This is a genomic window from Mesorhizobium sp. M0060, from assembly GCF_040323155.1.
GTDB lineage: Bacteria > Pseudomonadota > Alphaproteobacteria > Rhizobiales > Rhizobiaceae > Mesorhizobium.
Genome location: NZ_JAMYUP010000027.1, coordinates 23,980 through 44,655 on the forward strand (window position 1 = coordinate 23,980; position 20,676 = coordinate 44,655).

The following is a 20,676-nucleotide window of genomic DNA, read 5'->3' on the forward strand; positions in this document are numbered from 1 at the left end:
TGACGGTCTTTATCAAGAGCAGGCCTTTAGAACGCCTTATCGCCCGTGAGTCGCCAGACAATCATGCTTTTCCGACTGCTCCGTTTCGTTCTGGTCCTGGCGCTTGTCGCCACGGCGCCGCTTTCGTTGCGAGCGGTGGCGCAAGGACTTGGCCAGGCGCCCGCGGGACTAGTCAGCGATCAGCAGAAGATTCTCCAGGACCTGACGACAAAGACCGATAATCTCGAAAAGAAGATCCAGCAGGACGGCGACGACGACGCCAGCCTTGTCGATATTCGCCTGCAGCTGGAAGAAATGTCGCGTGCCTCGCTGAACAGCGCGCTCGCTTTCCGGCCGCGGCTGAGCGAGATCAACAGCCGGCTCGAGCAGCTTGGCCCGCCGCCGGCCGCGGGCCAGCCGGCCGAGCCCGATATCGTGACCAGCGAACGCCAGGCGCTGGCCTCGGAAAAGGCCGAGATCAATGCTGTCATCGCCACGGCGCAAACCCTGTCGATCCGCATCAGCGGACTGATCGAGAAGATCGGCAATATGCGCAGCGAGCTGTTCCGCAATCAGCTCACCAAGCGCTACGTGCTGTCCGATGCATTGAGCCCCGAGGTCATTTCCGATGCCAATGACGAATTTACCAGTTTCTACAAGGCGGTGTCGTCCTGGCTGAGCTTCGCCTTCAAGTTCAAGTTCCAGGCCATTCTTGCCGCGACCTTGATGGCGCTTGCGCTGGCTGCTGTGCTTTTTGTCGGTGGGCGGCGCCTGTTCGGCCGCGTCTTCGAAGCCGATCCTTCCGTCGAGGATCCCTCCTATCTCAGCCGTCTGTCGGTGGCGTTCTGGTCGACATTGCTGCCGACGCTGGCGGTTGGCGTCTTCCTTGTCTCGACTATCTTCTTCTTCAATTACTACAACGTCTTGCGCGGCGACATCGGCATCTTCCTGAATGCGCTGGTTGCCGTCATCGCGGTGGTGTTTTGCGTCAACCGGCTGACCAATGCGGCGCTGGAGCCGCGACTGCCGAACTGGCGTCTGATCCCGGTCGAAACCGGCCCGGCGCGCTGGCTGGCGCGGCTGACGACCGCCATGGCCGTCGCCATCGGCATCAACTATTTCCTGTCGGTCGTCAACGACAAGATGGACTCGCCGCTATCGCTGACCATCGCCAGAAGCTTTATCGCCACCATCATGGTGGGCGTCATCCTGATCCTGATGGGCCTGCTGAAGCCGTTCAAGGCTGCCGACGGGAGCTGGCGCCCGTGGCCGGCATGGCTGCGCTACACCGCCTTCGCGCTAGGGCTATTCACTATCGCGTCGGCGCTGCTCGGCTATATCGGCCTTGCCATTTTCGTGTCGGTGCAGGTCGTGGTCACCGGCACGATCCTGGTCACTGCCTATATCGGCTTCCTGTCGGCGCGGGCGATCGGCGAGGAAGGCGGCTTCGCCAATAGCTCGATCGGCCGCTGGCTATCGACCAATTCAAGCTATGAAGAGACCGCGCTCGACCAGCTCGGGCTGGTCGTCAGCGCTGCCATCAACATCATGATCGTGCTGGTGTTCCTGCCGCTGATCCTGTTGATGTGGGGCTTCCAGCCCGGTGACATCCAGGCCTGGGCCTACAAGCTGGCGACGGGCCTCACCATCGGCTCGGTGACGATCTCGGTCACCGGCATCCTTTCTGGCGTCGTCGTCTTCGTTATCGGCTATTTCCTGACGCGCTGGTTCCAGGGCTGGCTCGACGGTTCGGTGATGGCGCGCGGTCGGGTCGACACCGGCGTGCGCAATTCGATCCGGCTTGCGGTCGGCTATGCCGGCGTCGCGGTCGCGGCACTGGTCGGCATCTCGGCGGCCGGTATCGACCTCTCCAATCTCGCGCTGGTCGCCGGCGCGCTGTCTCTCGGCATCGGCTTCGGTTTGCAGAATGTCGTCTCCAACTTCGTCTCGGGCCTGATCCTTCTGGCCGAGCGGCCGTTCAAGGTCGGCGACTGGATCGTCGCCGGCGACATCAGCGGCACGGTCAAGAAGATTAGCGTGCGCGCCACCGAGATCGAGACGTTCCAGCGGCAATCGGTGATCCTGCCCAATTCAAACCTGATCAACAATGCGGTCGGCAACTGGACGCACCGCAACAAGCTCGGTCGCATCGACATCAAGGTCGGCGTTGCCTATGGCAGCGACGTCAAGCACGTGCATGCCGTCCTGTTGGAGATCGCGCGCGGCCATCCGCTGGTACTGAAAAATCCCGAACCCTTCGTGCTGTTCACAAATTTCGGGCCGGCCGCGCTCGAATTTGAAATCCGTGTCTTCCTGGCTGACGTTTTGAACGGCAACGTCGTGCAGAACGACATCCGCTTCGCCATCTTCGATGTATTCGACAGCGAGCATATCGAAATTCCGTCGACGCCGCGCGCCGTCGTCGAGACCAAGAAGCATGAGGCGTGGCCGATCGACGACGACAAGATCGAGGCCGAATTCGCCGAGCGGGAGCAAGTGAAGGCCTTGGCTGCGGCTGAGGCGAAACGTCTCGCTAAATCGGGGCGCAAGGTGCGGAAACCCGATCCTGACTAGCTGTTTGGAGCTTGCCTTCAAGCCTTCGGAAACCAATTGCGGCATGAATGCGGCATTCAGTTGCCGTTCAGCTTGCATTGCATATAAGCTCACATGCAAACGGCGAGAATGCCTTGCGAAATGCAACAGAGGCGGTGGCAACACCGATACTGCAAAATGTGGAAGTCTCTCGTCGCCGCCATCGCTTTTCTGGCTTTGGGCGGTTCGGCCCATGCCGCCAGCGCGGTCAACAAGGACGCCGAGACCCGCACGCTGATCGTGACGGAAGGCGGCGGCAAGACCGAGCTGGCGCTGGCCGCCGGCGAAACCGTGGAATTCTGCCCGAGCGGCTGCTTCGTCACCTTGCCGAATGGCGACCTCGAAGCGCTGACCGGTTCGGAAACGATCGAGATCTCGGGCGGCGTCGCCCGCATCAAGTAAAGTAGGCGCCATGATCTTCGAAGGCCGGGCAAATGCCCGGCCTTTTATTTGCTTCCGGTAATCGCCACTTGGCGATGAAGGGGAAGCACTTTTCTTCGAAGCTGCACAGACCGGGGGCTGTTGCAGCGCCTTCGTACCGAGCATGGCGAGGGCGACGATCTACTGCATTCGACGGGCTGGTGGCGCGGGCTTTTTTGGCGATGTCGCAAACAGGCTGCAAGCACGCCGTTGCGCCGCCCTATAGTCTGCCGCAATAGCATCTTGGAGTCGCGGGCAATGGCAGGGTTTCCGGAAAAGGCGAAGGTCGTCATCGTCGGGCTGGGCGGTATCGTCGGCGCATCGGTCGCCCATCACCTGATCGAGCGCGGATGGGACGATATTGTCGGCATCGACAAATCAGGCATCCCGACCGATATCGGCTCGACGGCGCACGCCTCCGACTTCTGCTACACGACCAGCCATGATTTCCTGTCGTGCTGGACGACGCTCTACTCCATCGATTTCTACGAGAAGATGGGCCACTATGCGCGCATCGGCGGCCTTGAAGTCGCCCGCGTCGGCGATGACGCCCGCATGGCCGAGATCAAGCGCAAGATCGCCTCGGCGAAGGCCTTCGGCACACGCGCCCGTCTGATCGATCCCACCGAGATCAAGGAAAAATTCCCGCTGATCGAAGAGCAGATGGTGCAGGGCGGCCTGTGGGATCCCGACGCCGGCCTCGTCATCCCACGCTCGCAGACCGTCGCCGGCAAGCTGGTCGACCAGGCGGAAGCCTCCGGCAAGCTCAAGGCGTTTGCCAACACGTCGGCCAAGTCCCTCGTCATCGAGAACGGCCGCATCAAGGGCGTGGTGACAGACCGCGGCACTATCGACGCCGACTATGTCGTGGTCTGCACGGGCATCTGGGGACGGCTGATTGCGGAAATGGCGGGCGAGGACCTGCCGGTCATGCCAATCGACCATCCGCTCACCTTCTTCGGGCCGTACACCGAGTTCGCCGGCACCGGCAAGGAGATCGGCTGGCCGCTGCTGCGCGACCAGGGCAACTCGGCTTACATGCGCGATACCGGCGATCCCAAGACCGCCGAAGGCGGGCAGATCGAGTGGGGCTATTACGAAGAGACCAATCCACGCCTTTGCCATCCCCGCGATATTCTCGAGAAAAATGAGGCACGGCTTTCGCCGTCGCAGCGCGACCTCGACATGGAACAGATACTTGAGCCGCTCGAGCGCGCCATGGAGCTGACGCCAATCCTGGGCGAGCTGGGCTACAATGAGAGCCATTCCTTCAACGGCCTGCTGCAGGTGACGGCGGACGGCGGCCCCTCTATGGGCGAAAGCCAGAAGGTCAGGGGCCTTTGGTATGCCGTTGCCATCTGGGTCAAGGACGGTCCTGGAATGGGCAAGCTCATCGCCGACTGGATGACAGACGGCCGGACGTCGATCGACCACCACGCCATCGACTATTCGCGCTTCTATCCGCACCAGACCAAAGAGCAGTTCATCTGGGACCGCTGCACCGAAACAGCGATGAAGGTCTATAATCCGGCGGTCCACCCGCGCGAGCCCTTCTCCAAGGCCCGCAATGTCCGCCGCTCGCCCTTCTGGGAGCGCGAGAAGGAACTCGGCGGCTATTTCATGGAGCTCGGAGGCTGGGAGCGCGCCCATGGCTATGCCGCCAACGAGCACCTGCTCGAGAAATACGGCAACCGGGTGCCAGTGCGTGAAAACGAGTGGGACAACCGCCATTTCTGGCGCGTCTCCAACGCCGAGCATCTCGCCATGAGCGAGGATTGCGGCATCGTCAACCTGTCGCATTTCGCGATGTACGACGTGGAAGGCCCGGATCATGTCGCGCTGATGGAATGGCTGTGCGCGGCAAAGATCGGCGGCGACGGCAATATCGGCAAGGGCATTTATACCCATTTCCTCGACGAGGAAGGCATGGTGCGCGCCGACCTGACCGTCATCCGCATGGCCGACCGCTGCCGCGTGATCGACGGCGCCGATGCCGGACCGCGCGACTTCCAGTACATGCGCAGGACGGCAGAAGACAAAGGCTTCGACGTCACCGTCACCGACGTGACCGAGAAGTACGTGACTGTCGGCATCTGGGGTCCAAACGCGCGGGCAACATTAAGCAAAGTCGTGGAAAACCCCGAAGGGCTGACGCCGGAGAATTTTCCCTTTGCCGCGATCAAGCCCGTCAGGATCGCCGGCAAGGACGTGACCGCTTTCCGCATCTCCTATGTCGGCGAGCAGGGCTGGGAACTGCATATGCGATACGAAGACGGCCTGGCCGTCTGGGACGCGCTGCGGTCGACCGGCGTGATGGCCTTTGGCGTCGAGACCTATGCCAACAGCCGCCGTATGGAGAAGAGCCTGCGCCTGCAAAACGCGGATCTCTTGACCGAATACAATCTGCTGGAAGCCGACCTTGCTCGCCCGAAGGTCAAGGAGGCCGATTTCTGTGGCAAGGCAAAGCATCTGGAATATCGCGCCCGGGCGCATCAACCGGCCATGCTCTGCACGCTTGTCATGATGGACAATACCGATTCGAACGGCGTTCCCCGCTATCCGGTCGGCACGATGCCGGTGATGGACCCGGAAACCGGTGAAACGCTCGTCGACGAGCTCGGCCGCAGATCCTTCACGACCTCGGTGGCCTATGGCCCGACCATCGGCAAGAATATCGCGCTCGCCTACCTGCCCTGGGCGTATTGCCAGGAGGGCCGCAAGCTGAATGCCGAATATTTCGGCGAGAAATACCCGGTCGAAGTGGCCGCTGTCGGCTACAGGCCGCTCTACGACCCGGCGAATCTAAATCCGCGCAGCTGAGCATCGGGACGGTCGCAAAGATGTGACCGGATGAGCCCGGCTCTCAGCCGGGCTTTTCTCTTTGTCGATCGGCGATTCTCGACTACCGTGGCGGCATGTCTGCTTTTGCCGATGCAAGACATCTCGTCTCGGGTGCCGCCGTGCTGGCGTCGGTGCTATGGCCGGCGGCAATCTCCCGCGCCGCCGAGCCGGTCGACGTCGAACTGGTGCTGGCAGTCGACGTATCCCTGTCCATGTCGCCGGACGAGCTCGAAATACAGCGTCACGGCTATGCGGCGGCGCTGACGCACCACGATGTGCTGCAGGCAATTGGCGACGGCGCCCACGGCAAGATCGCCGTCACCTATGTCGAATGGGCAGGCGCGACCTGGCAGCAGGTCGTGGTGCCGTGGACGGTCATCGCCAACCGTGCCGACGCCGAGAGACTGGCAGCGCAGCTTTCCGCTCATCCGCCGGCCAGTGCCAGGCGCACCTCGATCTCCGGCGCCCTGGAATTCGCCAGCGATCTCTTTGCCGAAAGTGGCTTCGAGGGCGTCAAGCGGGTGATCGACATTTCGGGTGACGGCCCCAACAACCAAGGTGCGCCCGTCGACATCACCCGCGACGCCGTGATCAAGCAGGGCATCACCGTCAACGGCCTGCCGCTGATGACCAGGGGCGGGTTCAGCAGCGCTTACGATGTCAACAATCTCGACCGTTACTACAGCGACTGCGTCATCGGCGGGCCAGGCTCCTTCATGATCCCAGTCAATGACTGGACGCAGTTTCCGGAGACCATCCGCCGCAAGCTGGTGCTGGAGCTTGCCGGTCCGGCCTCGCCGCAGCGAGCGGCGGAAGAGGCGGCGCATCCGCCAGTGGTGCTGGCACAGGACAGACCCGTCACCGACTGCCTGGTCGGCGAAAAAATGTGGCGCGACCGCAGCTGGATGTACAACAGCCGCTAATGGCGAAGTTTGCTGCCGGCGGTGACATACCGCAGTGCAGCATCTGCTTCATTGACAAGCCTGTGGGCGTCTGTGACACAATTCCCCATCCGAACAGATAAAAAGGGGAACCGACATGAACAGGATCGGAATTCTTGCCGCTAGCTTGACGCTTGCCGTTGGATTATCCGCGCCGGCCACGGCCGCCACATCTGTCAGCATCGGCATCAGTGGATGGACCGGCTTTGCGCCGCTGACACTCGCCAAGCAGGCCGGTATCTTCGAAAAGCACGGCCTCGACGTCACCTTGAAGAAGGTGCCGCAAGCCAGCCGGCCGCTTGCCATCGCCAGCGGCGACCTGCAATGCGCCGCCACCACGGTCGAGACCTGGCTGGTCTGGAACGCCAATGGCGTGACGACGAAGCAGATATTCCAGTTGGACAAATCCTACGGCGCCGACGGCATCGTCGCCCGCAACGACATCAAGACGGTCGCCGACCTCAAGGGCAAGTCGGTCGCGTCATCGGCGCCGGGTACGTCGCCCTATTTCATGCTGGCCTGGGTGCTCAACAAGAACGGCCTGTCGACCAAGGACGTGACGGTCGTCAACCTGGAGCCGGATGCGGCGGCACAGGCGTTTCTCGCCGGCCAGAACGATGCGGCGGTCACCTATGAGCCGTTCATTTCGGCAGTGCGCGAAAAATCCGATCAGGGCCATATCCTGGTGACCACTCTCGACTATCCGATGGTGCTCGACACGGTCGGCTGCACGCCGGAATTCCTCAAGGCCAATCCGGATGCGGCCAAGGCGCTTGCCGACAGCTACTTCGAGGCGCTCGACCTGATCAAGAGCGATCCAGCGAAATCCTATGAGACCATGGGCGCCGACGTGAAGCAGTCGGCAAAGGAGTTCGAGGAATCGGCCAAATACCTGAAATGGGCCGACAAGGCCGAAAACAAGCAGTTCTTCACAAAGGAATTCCAGGATTTTTCCAAGACTGCCGGCGACCTGCTGCTGCAGATGGGCTTGATCAAGGAAGCGCCTGACGTCTCGACGCTGGTCGACACCAGCGCCGTCGCGGACTGACCAGCAGGAACTATCGCCCGGCGGCGGCGCCCCCGCGCCGCCGCTTTTCATTTAGATCAAAGGACGGTTGACGATGCCGCGCCCCTTGCATCCGGTCTCGCCGGGTCTCCGAACCGTGCTCGGCATCTCGTTCTTCGTGCTGTTCGTGGCGTTCTGGGCCTGGATCACGCTTGGCGGTCACGTCAATCGCATCTTCCTTGCCGATCCGCTGTCGATGGTGAGAGACGGCTGGCGGCTGCTGGTCGAGGACCGCTTCTGGCTGGACATCCTCATCACCATCTGGCGCGTCTTCGGCGGATTCCTGATGGCGGCCATCGTTGCCGTGCCGCTCGGCATCGTGATGGGCGCCTGGAAGCCGGTGGAGGCGTTCCTGGAGCCGTTCGTCTCCTTCGCCCGCTATCTGCCGGCATCGGCCTTCATTCCGCTGCTCATCCTGTGGGCGGGCGTCGGCGAACTCGAGAAACTGCTGGTGATCTTCGTCGGCTCGGTATTCCAGATTATCCTGATCATCGCGGTCAAGGTCGGCGGCACACGGCGCGACCTGGTCGAGGCGGCCTATACGCTTGGCTCGTCCGACAACGGCATCGTGCGGCGGGTGATCATGCCGGCCAATGCGCCGGAGATTGCCGAGACGCTGCGGCTGGTGCTCGGCTGGGCGTGGACCTATGTCATCGTCGCCGAGCTGATCGGCTCGTCGTCGGGCATCGGTTACATGATCATCAACAGCCAGTCGCGGCTGGCGACGGGGCAGATCATCTTCGGCATAATCGTCATCGGCCTGATCGGTCTTTTGTCGGACTTCGCCTTCAAGGCGCTCAACCGCTGGCTGTTTCCGTGGAGCTTGGCGTGAGCAAGCTTCTCATCGAAGGCGTCTCGCGCACATTCGCCGGTGTCGGCGGCGGGCAGCCGGTCCAGGCGCTGATGCCGATCGATCTGGCGATCGCCGCCAACGACTTCATCACCATCCTCGGGCCGTCCGGCTGTGGAAAGTCGACGCTGCTCAGGATCGTCGCCGGCCTCGAAGCTCCAAGCCAGGGTCGCGTGTTGCTCGACGGCAGGGTAGTGGACCGGCCGGGTCCCGATCGCGGCATGGTTTTCCAGTCCTATACGCTGTTCCCGTGGCTGACGGTCGCCGAGAATATCGCCTTCGGCCTGCGCGAACGCGGAATGGCCGAACGCGAGCGCAGCGACATCGTCGCGTCCTATGTCGATCTCGTCGGGTTGAAAGGGTTTGAGAACCATTGGCCGAAGCAGCTTTCCGGCGGCATGCAGCAACGCACGGCGATTGCCCGGGCACTGGCCAACGATCCGGAGATCCTGCTGCTCGACGAGCCATTCGGCGCACTCGACAACCAGACCCGCGGGCTGATGCAGGAGCTGCTTCTCGGCATCTGGGAGCGCCGGCAAAAAACGGTGCTGTTCGTCACCCACGACATCGAGGAGGCGATCTTCATGGCGTCACGCGTGGTGGTGATGACGGCGCGGCCCGGCCGCATCAAGTCGGACGTTGCCGTCGACCTGCCGCATCCGCGCCATTACACGCTGAAGACCAGCCCGGAATTTTCGGCGCTGAAGGCGCGGCTGACGGAAGACATCCGCGTCGAGGCAATGCGCACGGCCGAAGCGCAATGACTCAATGCGCTCCTCCCTGCTGACTGTGCTGGATCAAGCCGCCAGAAGCTGCTTGCGGTCGACGCGTTCTTGTTGAGGTGAGCGGGCGTAGAGCTCGCGATAGCATTTGGAGAAATGTGAGGCGGAAACAAAGCCGCAGGCGACCGCCACCTCGACTACCGGCAAAGACGACTGGATCAACAGGTGCCGGGCGCGGTCAAGCCGGATCTCCAGATAATAGCGGGCAGGCGAGCGCCCCATCTCGGTGCGGAACAGGCGCTCGATCTGGCGGCGCGACAGGTCGACATGGTCGGCGATCTCGATCAGCGACAGCGGTTCGGAGAGATTGGCCTCCATCAGTTCGATGATGGTCAGCACCTTGGAATTCTGCACGCCAAGGCGCGCCCGCAGCGGCAGGCGCTGGCGGTCGGTCGGGCTGCGCACGCGATCGGTCAGCACCTGCTCGCACACACGGTTGACGAGGCTCTCGTCGAAATCGTCGCCGATCAGCTTCAGCATCATGTCGAGCGCGGCAGTGCCGCCGGCGCAGGTGTAGATGTTCTGGTCGATCTCGAAGAGGTCGGCGAAGACGTTGGCCTTGGGGAACGCCTCGGAAAACCCCGGCAGGTTCTCCCAATGGATGGCGCAGCGCTTGTTGGACAGCAGGCCGGCGGCGGCCAGGATATGCGCGCCGGTGCACAGGCCGCCAACGGCAACGCCGCGATTGTACTCCTCGCGCAGCCAGGCAAAGGCCGATTTGTTCTGATAGCGCTCGACATTGATGCCGCTGCAGACGATGGCCATGCTCGGCCGGTCCGGTCCGGACATTTTCTTGCGCTCTTCCTCCAGCGAGGTGTTGACGGCGCATTCGACGCCGTTCGAGGCGCGCACCGGCTTGCCGTCTATGCTGGCGAGCCGCCAGCGATAGGCCTCATAGCCGAGCATGCGGTTGGCCGAACGCAACGGATCGAGCGCTGTCGCGAAGGCGATCATGGTGAAATCGGGGACCAGGAAGAATACAAACGATCGCCGAATCGGATGTTTTACGACGTTCACGGGTAGATCCTTACGCTGCAATGGCGCGAACAGGATGTCGCGATCAGCATAGCGACATCAGGAAAAACGTTTCCTGTCAATTGGCTAGACGGCAGCGGAAAGACTTTATTTGCGACATGGGTCGCAAATGGGCAATCGCTATGCGGCGAAGGACACGACATGCCGCCGGATTGACCGACGTGGCGGATACGGTCGTCGCACACGAAAACGCCGCCTCGGCAAAACCGAAGCGGCATTGGATCGACTTCGAAGCAGCGTTAGGCTGCTTCCGTCAAGATTGCTGTCTCAGGCGACGAAGCCGAGGCGCGCGGCGGCCATGGCGCCGGTCTGGCCGGGCATGGTGTTGGCGAGGCGCTGGCGCTCGAGCGCGGTCGTCAGGTTCATTTCGCGGCGGGCAAAGAGGCGGGCAAAAAGCTTCATGATCATCTCCATTCGGTTGCTCAGACGGGTCGCCTTCGCTTGATGGAGTGGGGCAGCTCGTTTGTTGATGATGATATAGGCTTACGTGAGGGGAAACTAAATCGCAAAAGCGAAGCACTTGATATGAAAAGCGACACGGAATGCGACATATTTGAGCATTCTGACCAGGATTTACGTTTATTTACAACGTGTTGATTGCCGGCGCGGCCTTCTATGCAACTTGCTCATATGCGTCATGCTGCGGCGACATGGCTCGGGAAATCATTTGAATACAAACAAAAAGGCCTGCCGGGCTGATCTGCGCGGCAGGCCTTCAGCTGTTGATACACACGGTTTACTTTGCTCCAGCCCACGATCCCACACCATGGCGACTGCCGGTCTTGGCATCGGCAGCTTCGGGCCAGCCGATATCCTTCTGCAGTTCGATCGGCAGCGCGCGGATGGCGCGTTCCGTCTGGTAGCGCGCGCGGGCCTCGCTGAATTCGGTCGCGATCCGACCGATGGATGACAGGATAGACATCTCATTCTCCTTCGCGTTGGGCCGGGATTGTCCCGGCGCTTTGCAGCGTCAGGCGGTACACCGGGTTTGTTTCAGCTTCATTTCGTGTCGATTGCAGGTCCGTGTCATGGTTGTTTCGGGACCAACTTCGATGCAGCCTGCCTTCGATGGAGTTGACTATCCAGCCAATCTGATGTTCAATCAAACGAAATGGAATGATGGTTTGCATCAGAAAAATTGAAGGTCGGTTCCGATGAACGCCCCACTCAATCACCCACTGCCGCTGCTCGATCTGGATGTTCTGCGCACTTTCGTTGCAATCGCCGAGACCGGCAGCTTCACCACTGCGGCCAACGCGGTCTTCCGCACGCCATCGGCCGTCTCCATGCAGATCAAGAAGTTGGAGGACATTCTCGGCCGCTCGGTGTTCGCGCGCGACGCGCGTTCGGTGACGCTGACCACCGATGGCGAGATGCTGCTCGGCTATGCGCGCCGGCTGCTGTCGATCAATCGCGAGGTGGTGTCGAAGTTCATCATTCCAGACATTGTCGGGGTGGTGCGGCTCGGCTCGCCGGACGATTACGGCGAACGTGTGCTGCCGCATGTGCTGAAGCGGTTTGCACAGTCGCACCCATCGATCGCGGTCGACGTGACCATCGACCAGAGCAGCAACCTGCGCCGGCGCATGGACGACCGGGCACTCGACATCACGCTGCTCACCAACTCCTACAAGACCAGCGCGCTCGGCGCCGAAGTGCTGCTGACCGAGCCGATCGTCTGGGCCGGTGCCAAGGGTGGCTGTGCGCATCTGCGCGAGCCGCTGCCGGTTTCATTGTGGGAAGAGGGTTGCGCCTGGCGGGCCGGGGCACTCGAAGCGCTCGGCCGTGAGGGCCGCAACTACCGTATCGCCTATATGAGCGCGCACACGGCCGGCCAGCGCGCCGCGATCATGGCGGATCTTGCGGTGGCGCCGCTGCCAAAGTCGTTCCTCGGCAACGATATGGTCGAGCTGTGCCCGAAGGACGGCATGCCTGACATCGGCACCTATAACCTCGCCATGGTGGTGACGCCGGATGCCAGCGCACCGGTGAAGGCGGTCGCCGACCACATCCGCGTGACGTTCGAGGTGTTCAGGGAAACTGGGAAGTTCTGAGCTGAACTACGACCGGAGCGGCGCGACCATGTCGCGAGCGGGCAGGTCGCGCGCTGTCCTTTGCAAAGACAACTCGCCAGCCTTGATTTGATATCCATCGGTGTCGCTGGTCAAGAACGCCACGATGCTGTCTCGCGCGCGCCGTGCCTCGGGCATGTCGATCAACGGCCAGACATGGAACATGCCTTGCTCGTGAACGACCTCCATTTCGACGCCAGCCGCACGTGCTTTTTCCGCGAAGATCAGATTGTCGGGTGTCAGCAGATCGCGCGAGCCGGTCAGGAGCAGCGTTTTGGGCAACACCGACAGGTCGCCGTAAAGCGGGCTGATGCGCCAGTCGGTGGGATCCATGCCGGCGCTGTAAAGCCGGATCGCCTCGCGCCCGCCGGCAATGCCCAGCCAAGGATCGTTGCGTTCAGCCTCGAACATTTCGGGGTTGGCGAGCGACACGTCGAGGCCGGGCGAAATCAGCACGTGGCGTGATGGCAAGGGCAGGCCGTCCTGCGCAGCCATCATGGTCAGCACGACGGCCATGTTGCCGCCGGCGGAATCACCCATGAAGATGATGTCATTCGCCCTGGTTTCGCCGAACATCTGGCGGTAGACGGCACCGACCATACCGAACATGGCGTGGAAATCGTGTTCAGGAGCAATGGGATAGATCGGCACGGTGATACCGAACCCGAGACGGTCGGCCATGTCGGCGATCAGCCGCCAATGATAGGGCGTTATTTCAAAGACGTAGGCGCCGCCATGCAGGTAGAGTATCCGCCTTCGTTCACCTGCCTTGGGCGCGATCTCGTAGACGGGAAAGCCGTCGACGGCGCGGGTCGTGATTTCCAAGCGCGACCGCAGCGATGCGGGCGGCTGGTGGTTTTCCGTCTTGCGCGCATAGGCAATCCAGCGCTGCAGGTTTTCCGGACTGGAAAACGCCTTCTTGCGGCTGTACCTGAGGACGAAAGACACCACGTGGCTTTTGAAACTGGGCATGCGGATACACGGACTCGGCTGAGCCGACTAAGAGAACCCCTACTACCTTCGAAGATTGTGTCTTCGTCCAAAATGTCAAGATTTGCGCAGTCTCAACACGCTGGTGTGATCCCGGCTTACGTTGAAAGAGGCAAGTTCTTTTGGCGTCTCAGGTGCACCGCTGCACTGCTCAGCGCCGCGGCAGCAATGCGGCCCCGGCGAATGCCAAGCAGCTTGCATTTGTCGGCGAATTTCATCCGCGCCGCATGCCCCAGCCAACCGAAAGCTTCTTTTCGCTCGACCGCGGCGACACCGGCCAGCCAATGTCCTTCTGGATCTCAGGCGGCAGGCTGTTCAGGATGCGCAGCGACTTGCGCGCTTCGCGTGTTTTCATGAAGGCCGCACCATAGCGGCCGAGGGTTTCGAACATCGACATCGTGCTCTCCCTTGAGTGTTGCGGCGGGACAAGAGATGTTCTCTACCTGCCGTCGATGCGGTTAAATGCGCCGCGTATGTATCTGGCGGATTTCACGAAAACGCATTTTCGTTTCCAGATCTGGTTGATCTGGAAACATTTGCATACAAATGAAAATGCATGGGCGCTGCCTGGCATCTGGCAGCCTTCGGCGTTGGTGTTGATGGAAGCCGAGCGACATCCAATCTCCCCAGCCCGGGTCGGCAAGGGTGAGATCGGCTTCGCCGAAGGCCCCTATTCCGGAATGGTTGAGGGTATTCGCACTACCCTCGGCCGCGCCGCGCGGCGTGGCCTTCGCGCGAACGCCGCCGCGGGGCGGCGTCGCCGGCAATACCGTCTTCGCTCACCGTCTTGCGCGGCGGCAGTTTCACCGCCGCCGACAGCTTCGGGAACGGGTCGATCTTATTCGGCAGCGCCATGGCGTAGACGAAGTGCTCCTGAAATTTCGGCTCCAGCGCCGTCTCGATCTTTTCGATCTTGCTGACGGTTTCCTCGATCTCGCGGCGGTATCCGCGGTTCAACAGCGCCATGCGTGCTCCAGCACCGGCGGCATTGCCGACGGCCGAGACCTTGTCGAGATCGCAGTCGGGGATCAGGCCCAGCACCATGGCATATTTCGGATCGATGAACGAGCCGAAGGCGCCGGCGAAGTGGATGCGGTCGACATGATCGGTGTGCTGCTTTTCCATCAAAAGCTTGGTGCCGGCATAAAGGGCGGCCTTGGCAAGCTGGATGGCGCGCACGTCGGTCTGGGTGATGGTGATCTTGGGCTCGCCTTCCTTCAGCACATAGGAGAAGGTGCGGCCGTTGGCGACGACGCGAGAAGAGTGGGCGCTCAGCGATCCATCGACGACACCATCCTCGGAGATGATGCCGGCGAGATACATCTCGGCGACCACTTCGATGATGCCGGAGCCGCAAATGCCGGTGACGCCAGTCGCCTGAACGCTGTCGAGAAAGCTTGGCGCGTCGGACCAGAGTTCCGATCCGATGACGCGATATTTCGGCTCCAGCGTCTCAGGGTCGATGCGGACGCGCTCGATGGCACCCGGTGCGGCGCGCTGGCCGCCGGAGATTTCGGCACCCTCGAAGGCCGGGCCGGTAGGCGACGAGGCCGCCACGACCCGCGTGCGATTGCCGAGCACGATCTCGGCATTGGTGCCGACATCGACGATCAGCATCATCTCGTCCTGGCGGTGCGGGCCTTCCGACAGCGTCACGGCGGCCGCGTCGGCGCCGACATGGCCGGCAATGCAAGGCAGCATATAAAGCCTGGCGCCCTGGTTGAGCTTCAGGCCGATGTCCGATGCCTTGATGTGCACGGCACCCGAGACCGCCAGCGCGAAAGGTGCGCCGCCGAGTTCGGTCGGGTCGATGCCGAGGAACAGATGGTGCATGATCGGATTGCCGACGAAGACGGAATCCAGAATGTCATTGCGCTGGACGTTGCCCTCCGCGCAGACCTTGTCGACGAGACCCGAGATCGCCTCGCGCACCGCGACTGTCATGCCTTCGCGGCCGTCCGGGTTCATCATCACGTAGGAGACGCGGCTCATCAGATCCTCGCCGAAGCGGATCTGCGGGTTCGACGTGCCCGACGAGGCGGCGACACGGCCCGACAGCAGCGACACCAGATGCATGGCGATGGTGGTCGAGCCGATATCGCAGGCAAGCCCGTACGCCTCGTTCTTGAGGCCGGGCCACAAAGCGATGACCCGTGCGGTCTCGCTGTCGGCGTCCTTGTAGATGGCGGCGGTCGCTGTCCAGTTGCCCTTGCGCAAGATGCCTTGCACCTGCGGTAACAGATGGAAATCGAAATCGAGGCTCTTGAGGCCCCAGTCCTTCATCAGCGCGATCTTCAGGCGATCGAGATCGCCGAGCGGCTTGTGCATGTCGGGCTCTTCGATCTCGACATAGCACATGTGGATTGCCGAATCGCGGGCGATGACCCTGGTGTCGGCATCCTTGCGGATGGTCTGGGCGTTGATGACGGTGTCCTGCGGGACGTCGACAACGAGGTCGCCGAGGATCTGCGCCGAGCAGGACAGGCGGCGCCGTTCGGGAAGGCCGCGCACGCGTTCGTAGCGCTCTTCCTTGGCGCCCTTGGGCGAGATGTGGTCGTTGGAAGAGACGATCTTGTGCTTGGCGAAATTGCCTTCCTGCACCTCGATCTGACAGCGCCCGCAGGTGGCGCGTCCGCCGCACACGCTCTCGACATAGACGCCGAGCTGGCGCGCGGCATCCAGCACCGGTGTGCCCACCGGAAACCGCCCGCGCTTGCCGGACGGCATGAACAGCACGAGCGGATCGGTGATGTTGACGGGAGAGTTCATGCGTTCCAGACTTTACTTTCTACGCCGTTCGGGTCTTGGGCCACGGCAGCGATGCCGCTACGGTTCGGTTCTCCCCACTTCTAGGCCCCATATCGTGTCGGCCAAGCCATGGCTCAACCCCGGGCCATCCGCGCTTCGCGGCCGCCGCGGCGGCGTCCGCCATTGCCGTTGCCGTCGCCCGGCGCGTTGACCTGCGTCCGGGCGGCAACGGCCTGGCCGCCTTCGGCAGGCTTGTAGTCCTTGTAGGTCCTGATCCAGTTGGTGCAGTTCTCATCGGTGCCGTTCAGCACGTTGGCGCCGCGCACGGCTTCCATTTCCTGCGGCCGCACCGGGTTCATGATCGCCGAAGTCATGCCGGCGCCGATCACCATCGGAATGAAGGCGGCGTTGATGCCGTGGCGGTGCGGCAGGCCGAAGGAGATGTTGGAGAGGCCGCAAGTGGTGTTGACCTTGAGCTCTTCACGCAGCCGGCGCAGCAGTGCAAACACCTGGCGGCCGGCATCGCCCAGCGCGCCGATCGGCATGACCAGCGGGTCGACGACCACGTCATGCGCCGGAATGCCGAAGTCGGCGCAGCGCTGAACGATCTTCTTGGCGACGGCGAAGCGCACGTCGGGGTCCATCGAAATACCGGTCTCGTCGTTGGAAATGGCGACCACCGGAACGTTGTATTTCTTGACCAGCGGCAGGATGGCCTCGAGCTTTTCCTCCTCGCCGGTGACGGAATTGACCAGCGGCCGGCCCTTGGCAACCTTGAGCGCCGCTTCGATCGCCGCGGTCACCGAGGAGTCGATCGACAGCGGCAGGTCGACCAGGCCCTGCACGATCTCCAGCGTCTGCACCAGCAGGCCGGGTTCGGTCTCGTTCGGGTTGACCGAGGTGACGCCGGCATTGACGTCGAGCATGGTTGCGCCGCAGGCGGCCTGCTCCAGCGCATCCCGGATGACGGTCTCAAAATTGCCCGCGATCATTTCGGCCGCCAGTTTTTTGCGGCCGGTCGGGTTGATGCGCTCGCCGATCACGCAGAAGGGCTGGTCGAAGCCGATGATGATTTCTCGTGTCGCCGAGGCGACGATGGTCCGGGTCATGAAATCTCTCCATCGTGATATAAAGATTTCTTTATATCGTTATCTGTTTCTGATCAAGCGAATGCTGACAATTCGCGCCGTCAATGCGCGGTCTTGACCATGTCGACCTGGGTTTCGGTGAGGTCGTCATGCAGGATGTGGTCGAGCCGGTCGGCAACGAGCTGGTCGTCGCGGCGGATTTCGCGCTTCCACGGCTGGCGGCCCTTCAGCACGCCGGATTCGTCGACGATCTCGGCGACATATTCTTCCTGGCGATAGGCCATCACATGGACGCCGGACACACCGGGAATTTCCTTCACCTCATTGATTATGTCGATGCAGAGCTGCTTGCCTTCCTTCTTCTGATCCTGGGCGCCTTCCAGGCGCTTGATGATCGAGTCGGGAATGTGGATGCCCGGCACGTTGGAGCGGATCCATTTGGCCGTCTTGGCCGAGGCGAGCGGCCCAACGCCGCACAGGATGAAGCATTTCTCGGTGTAGCCGAGATCGCGGACCTTCTGCATGTAGGTGCGGAACATCGGCACGTCGAAACAGTACTGGCTCTGCACGAATTGCGCTCCGGCGGCGATCTTCTTACCCAGCCGATGGGGACGGAAATCGATCGGCGGCGCGAACGGATTGATCGCCGCGCCAAGGAAAAGCTGCGGCGGCGTCGTCAATTTGCGGCCGGACAGGAACTTGCCATTGTCGCGCATGATGCGGCAGGTTTCGAGCAGCGACATGCAGTCGAGATCGAACACCGGCTTGGCACCGGGCTGATCGCCGGCCTGCACGCCGTCGCCGGTCAAGCAGAGCATGTTGGCAACACCCATCGCCGCGCCGCCCAGCACATCGCCCTGGATAGCGATGCGGTTCCGGTCGCGGCAGGCGATCTGCATGATCGGGGCATAGCCCATGCGGGTCAGCAGCGCGCAGATGCCGACCGACGACATGTGGCAGTTGGCGCCGGAAGCATCGACGGCATTGATGGCGTCGACCCAGCCATTGAAGATCCTGGCGCGGTTGTAGACGTCCTCGGGATCGGCGCTATCGGGCGGGTTGAGCTCGGTCGTCACGGCGAACTCGCCGCGCCGCAGGACCCGCTCCAGCCGGCCGCGCGAGGTGTGGCCGGGCAGGGGATCGAGCGGCAGATGGATGCCGGCCGGATTCTCGTCTGGCTGGCGGCCGATCATGCCGACGCTCCGGTGTTCGTAGTATTCTGGGCCGCATTGCGGGCGGCTGCGGCCTGCGCGGTGACCCGCAGCCAGGCGGAGGTTTCGCGCAAGGACTGGTCCACCGGCTTCTGCACGTCAAAAATCTTGTCGCCATGCACCATGTTTTGCGAGCCTTCCCAGGCCTTGACCCAGACGCAAGGCATATCAGGCTCGACCTCGCAATTGCCGTTGGCGCGGACACCGCCGCAAGGGCCGTTGCGCAATTGCTTGGGGCAATTCATCGGACACGACATGCCGGTCGAGGAAAGGACGCACTGGCCGCACATGCGGCAGTCGAACATGAAACCCTTGACGCGCTTTTCGACGAATTTCACCGGCCCTTCGACACGGCTGTAGCCGATGCCCTTCCATAGGGGGTGGAGAGCCAGGAACATGTCGGCGAATTTGGCGTAGAACCATTCAAGCAGCCGCGAATGCCGCACCGACCAAAGCCGCACCGCAAACGAGCGCTGCACGCGCCGCTGCGGCGACACGTCGGCCGGCTTGTAGTCGGATTTCGGTGCCGCCTTCTTGACGATGGTCGCTTGGGTCAGGCCGGTTTGAGCCGTCGTCACCGGCGTTGGCTGGAGATCAGACATTTTCTTTGCCGCCCGCCTTGACCAGAGCGACCAGCCGCTCGCGGTCGTATGTGGTATCGATCTCCTGAAGAGCCTTCTCGGCCTCGGCTTCAAGATCGTCACTGACTGGGATGGGCTCTGCCTTGCGCCATTCGGCAAGATAGTCGTCGGTGCCGCCGGCGCCGGTGCGCATGGCGCACATGTCGATCGCCTCGGTGAAGCGCAGCGGCAGTTCGCGCTTGGCGTTCTGCCGGCCCTTCTTGACGATGACTTGGGCGGGGATGTCGCGCCAGTAGACGACGATCAGATCGGCCATGAATTCCTGCTCCTGTAGAGCCCCGCGCGTCCAATCGAACGCACAAACGACGCTCTACCACTTAACTCCGCTGTATCGTGCCCTCCGAAGATCGATTCCGATCTTTAGGCCGATGCAGTGGTTTCGAGCATTGCCGAAAGCGCTGTTCGGCTGCTTGTTATGGGACGACGCGGGCGCCTTCAAAAGCGACGCAATCGACGACCGCCGATGAAAGCGATGTCTGTTTCAGCGCAGGTCAGCCGGCGCGACGATCGAAGCTGCCGACAAGTTTCCGGTGAAAGCGCACGTAACCCCGTTCCGTCGTGCGCAAATGCTCCGCGACAATCTGGTGGAAGCGCGGCAGGCGGTGGAAGGGAACGGCCGGATAGGAATGGTGCTCGGAATGGTACGGCATGTTCCAAGCCACGAAGCGCACCAGCCTTGTGGTGAAGGTGGTGCGGGTGTTCTCGAGCATGTTGGCGACATGCGGGCACAACGCGTGCTCGGCCAGCAGGTAGGCCCGCAAAAACGGCTGCCCGACCAGCACCGGCACGATCCAGATCCACAACAGCAGTGCCGACTGTACGGCGAGTGATGCGGTCAGCAACACCGCATAGCCGATCAGGAACAGCCGTGCTTCCGCAACCACCTTACTGCGGCCCTTTTCCGGTACGAAGCCGTCGCGGTTGCGGCCCGCCGCATTGGTTGCGACTACGCGGGCCATGCCTATCCAATAGGGGCCGCCGGACAGATAGCGCAGATATTGGCCGATGGTTTCCGGCTTCGGGGCCATCAGTTCGGGATCGTTGTCCGGGTCGTGCGTGTGACGGTGATGGGCGAAATGGAAATAGCGGAACCATGCCGGCGGCAGCAGGATCAGGAAGCCGGTCACGGTGGCGATAGCGCGATTGAGCGACGCCGTCCTGAACGCCGTTTCATGGATGGTCTCGTGCAGCAGCGTGAAGAAGAAGACGATCAAGATGCCCTGCGGCAAGACGAGAAGCGGCCAGAACGGAATGCGGGCGGCGATCAGCGCGCCCAGCACGATAACCAGCCCGCCATAGACGGCCAGCCGGACAATGCCTGGCCCGTCAAGCCTGGCGGTGAGGTCGCGACGTTCCTCGACCGAAAGGCCGGCAATGATGGTGCGGTGGTCGATGTCGCTCATGATGCAATGTTAGCGGC

The 20,676-nt window shown here is 62.2% G+C and carries 20 protein-coding genes; 8 read left to right on the top strand and 12 right to left on the bottom strand.

Annotation, left to right across the window (positions count from 1 at the left end):
• The first annotated feature begins 63 nt into the window (after positions 1-63).
• From NKJ94_RS23035 to NKJ94_RS23065, 7 genes are all read left to right on the top strand, one after another.
• Entirely contained in the window at positions 64-2,553 is a 2,490-nt protein-coding gene (locus NKJ94_RS23035) for a mechanosensitive ion channel domain-containing protein (protein WP_352528141.1), read from the top strand.
• Between the two features lie 156 nt (positions 2,554-2,709).
• Complete coding sequence (locus tag NKJ94_RS23040; protein WP_352528143.1) at positions 2,710-2,973, top strand: hypothetical protein; 264 nt, start codon at positions 2,710-2,712, stop codon at positions 2,971-2,973.
• Between the two features lie 276 nt (positions 2,974-3,249).
• Complete coding sequence (locus tag NKJ94_RS23045; RefSeq protein WP_352528145.1) at positions 3,250-5,811, top strand: GcvT family protein; 2,562 nt, start codon at positions 3,250-3,252, stop codon at positions 5,809-5,811.
• A gap of 95 nt (positions 5,812-5,906) precedes the next feature.
• A complete protein-coding gene (locus NKJ94_RS23050) occupies positions 5,907-6,755 on the top strand; it encodes a DUF1194 domain-containing protein (protein WP_352528147.1) in 849 nt (282 codons plus the stop codon).
• Between the two features lie 115 nt (positions 6,756-6,870).
• On the top strand, positions 6,871-7,821 hold the full coding sequence (locus tag NKJ94_RS23055) for an ABC transporter substrate-binding protein (RefSeq protein WP_352528149.1): 951 nt from the start codon (positions 6,871-6,873) through the stop codon (positions 7,819-7,821).
• Between the two features lie 73 nt (positions 7,822-7,894).
• Positions 7,895-8,671 (top strand): ABC transporter permease, encoded by a 777-nt coding sequence (locus NKJ94_RS23060; RefSeq protein WP_352528151.1) that lies wholly within the window; start codon positions 7,895-7,897, stop codon positions 8,669-8,671.
• The gene (locus NKJ94_RS23065; RefSeq protein WP_352528153.1) at positions 8,668-9,453 is read left to right on the top strand and encodes an ABC transporter ATP-binding protein; all 786 of its coding nucleotides are present in this window, start codon (positions 8,668-8,670) and stop codon (positions 9,451-9,453) included. The genes NKJ94_RS23060 and NKJ94_RS23065 overlap by 4 nt, the downstream gene beginning before the upstream one ends.
• Before the next feature lie 33 nt (positions 9,454-9,486).
• On the opposite strand, the gene NKJ94_RS23070 is transcribed toward NKJ94_RS23065, so the two are convergent.
• From NKJ94_RS23070 to NKJ94_RS23085, 4 genes are all read right to left on the bottom strand, one after another.
• Positions 9,487-10,425, bottom strand: coding sequence for a GlxA family transcriptional regulator (locus NKJ94_RS23070; protein WP_352528211.1), 939 nt, complete (start codon positions 10,423-10,425; stop codon positions 9,487-9,489).
• Positions 10,426-10,773: 348 nt separating this feature from the next.
• Positions 10,774-10,908, bottom strand: a complete 135-nt coding sequence (locus NKJ94_RS23075) for a hypothetical protein (protein WP_013894968.1) — start codon at positions 10,906-10,908, stop codon at positions 10,774-10,776.
• Between the two features lie 334 nt (positions 10,909-11,242).
• Positions 11,243-11,428, bottom strand: a complete 186-nt coding sequence (locus NKJ94_RS23080) for a hypothetical protein (RefSeq protein WP_352528155.1) — start codon at positions 11,426-11,428, stop codon at positions 11,243-11,245.
• Position 11,429: 1 nt separating this feature from the next.
• Entirely contained in the window at positions 11,430-11,636 is a 207-nt protein-coding gene (locus tag NKJ94_RS23085; protein WP_352528157.1) for a hypothetical protein, read from the bottom strand.
• Positions 11,637-11,660: 24 nt separating this feature from the next.
• On the opposite strand from NKJ94_RS23085, the gene NKJ94_RS23090 reads away from it, so the two are divergent.
• Positions 11,661-12,560 carry a LysR substrate-binding domain-containing protein gene (locus NKJ94_RS23090; protein ID WP_352528159.1) on the top strand — a complete coding sequence of 300 codons (900 nt, stop codon included), beginning with the start codon at positions 11,661-11,663 and terminating at the stop codon, positions 12,558-12,560.
• 6 nt (positions 12,561-12,566) lie between these two features.
• Here NKJ94_RS23090 and NKJ94_RS23095 read toward each other — a convergent pair whose 3' ends face one another.
• The 8 genes from NKJ94_RS23095 to NKJ94_RS23130 all read right to left on the bottom strand — a co-directional run bounded on the left by NKJ94_RS23095 (position 12,567) and on the right by NKJ94_RS23130 (position 20,659).
• Positions 12,567-13,550, bottom strand: a complete 984-nt coding sequence (locus tag NKJ94_RS23095) for an alpha/beta hydrolase (protein WP_352528161.1) — start codon at positions 13,548-13,550, stop codon at positions 12,567-12,569.
• A 232-nt stretch (positions 13,551-13,782) separates the two neighbouring features.
• Entirely contained in the window at positions 13,783-13,965 is a 183-nt protein-coding gene (locus NKJ94_RS23100) for a hypothetical protein (protein ID WP_352528163.1), read from the bottom strand.
• Between the two features lie 302 nt (positions 13,966-14,267).
• On the bottom strand, positions 14,268-16,337 hold the full coding sequence (locus NKJ94_RS23105) for an ASKHA domain-containing protein (RefSeq protein WP_352528165.1): 2,070 nt from the start codon (positions 16,335-16,337) through the stop codon (positions 14,268-14,270).
• Between the two features lie 113 nt (positions 16,338-16,450).
• Complete coding sequence (locus tag NKJ94_RS23110; RefSeq protein ID WP_023719929.1) at positions 16,451-17,425, bottom strand: methyltetrahydrofolate cobalamin methyltransferase; 975 nt, start codon at positions 17,423-17,425, stop codon at positions 16,451-16,453.
• 80 nt (positions 17,426-17,505) lie between these two features.
• Positions 17,506-18,597, bottom strand: coding sequence for a methylenetetrahydrofolate reductase (locus NKJ94_RS23115; RefSeq protein WP_352528167.1), 1,092 nt, complete (start codon positions 18,595-18,597; stop codon positions 17,506-17,508).
• Complete coding sequence (locus tag NKJ94_RS23120; RefSeq protein WP_352528169.1) at positions 18,594-19,217, bottom strand: methylenetetrahydrofolate reductase C-terminal domain-containing protein; 624 nt, start codon at positions 19,215-19,217, stop codon at positions 18,594-18,596. Before NKJ94_RS23120 ends, NKJ94_RS23115 begins: the two co-directional genes overlap by 4 nt.
• Positions 19,210-19,512 carry a virulence factor gene (locus NKJ94_RS23125; RefSeq protein WP_352528171.1) on the bottom strand — a complete coding sequence of 101 codons (303 nt, stop codon included), beginning with the start codon at positions 19,510-19,512 and terminating at the stop codon, positions 19,210-19,212. Before NKJ94_RS23125 ends, NKJ94_RS23120 begins: the two co-directional genes overlap by 8 nt.
• Before the next feature lie 235 nt (positions 19,513-19,747).
• Positions 19,748-20,659, bottom strand: coding sequence for a fatty acid desaturase family protein (locus NKJ94_RS23130; RefSeq protein WP_352528173.1), 912 nt, complete (start codon positions 20,657-20,659; stop codon positions 19,748-19,750).
• Between the last annotated feature and the right edge of the window lie 17 nt (positions 20,660-20,676).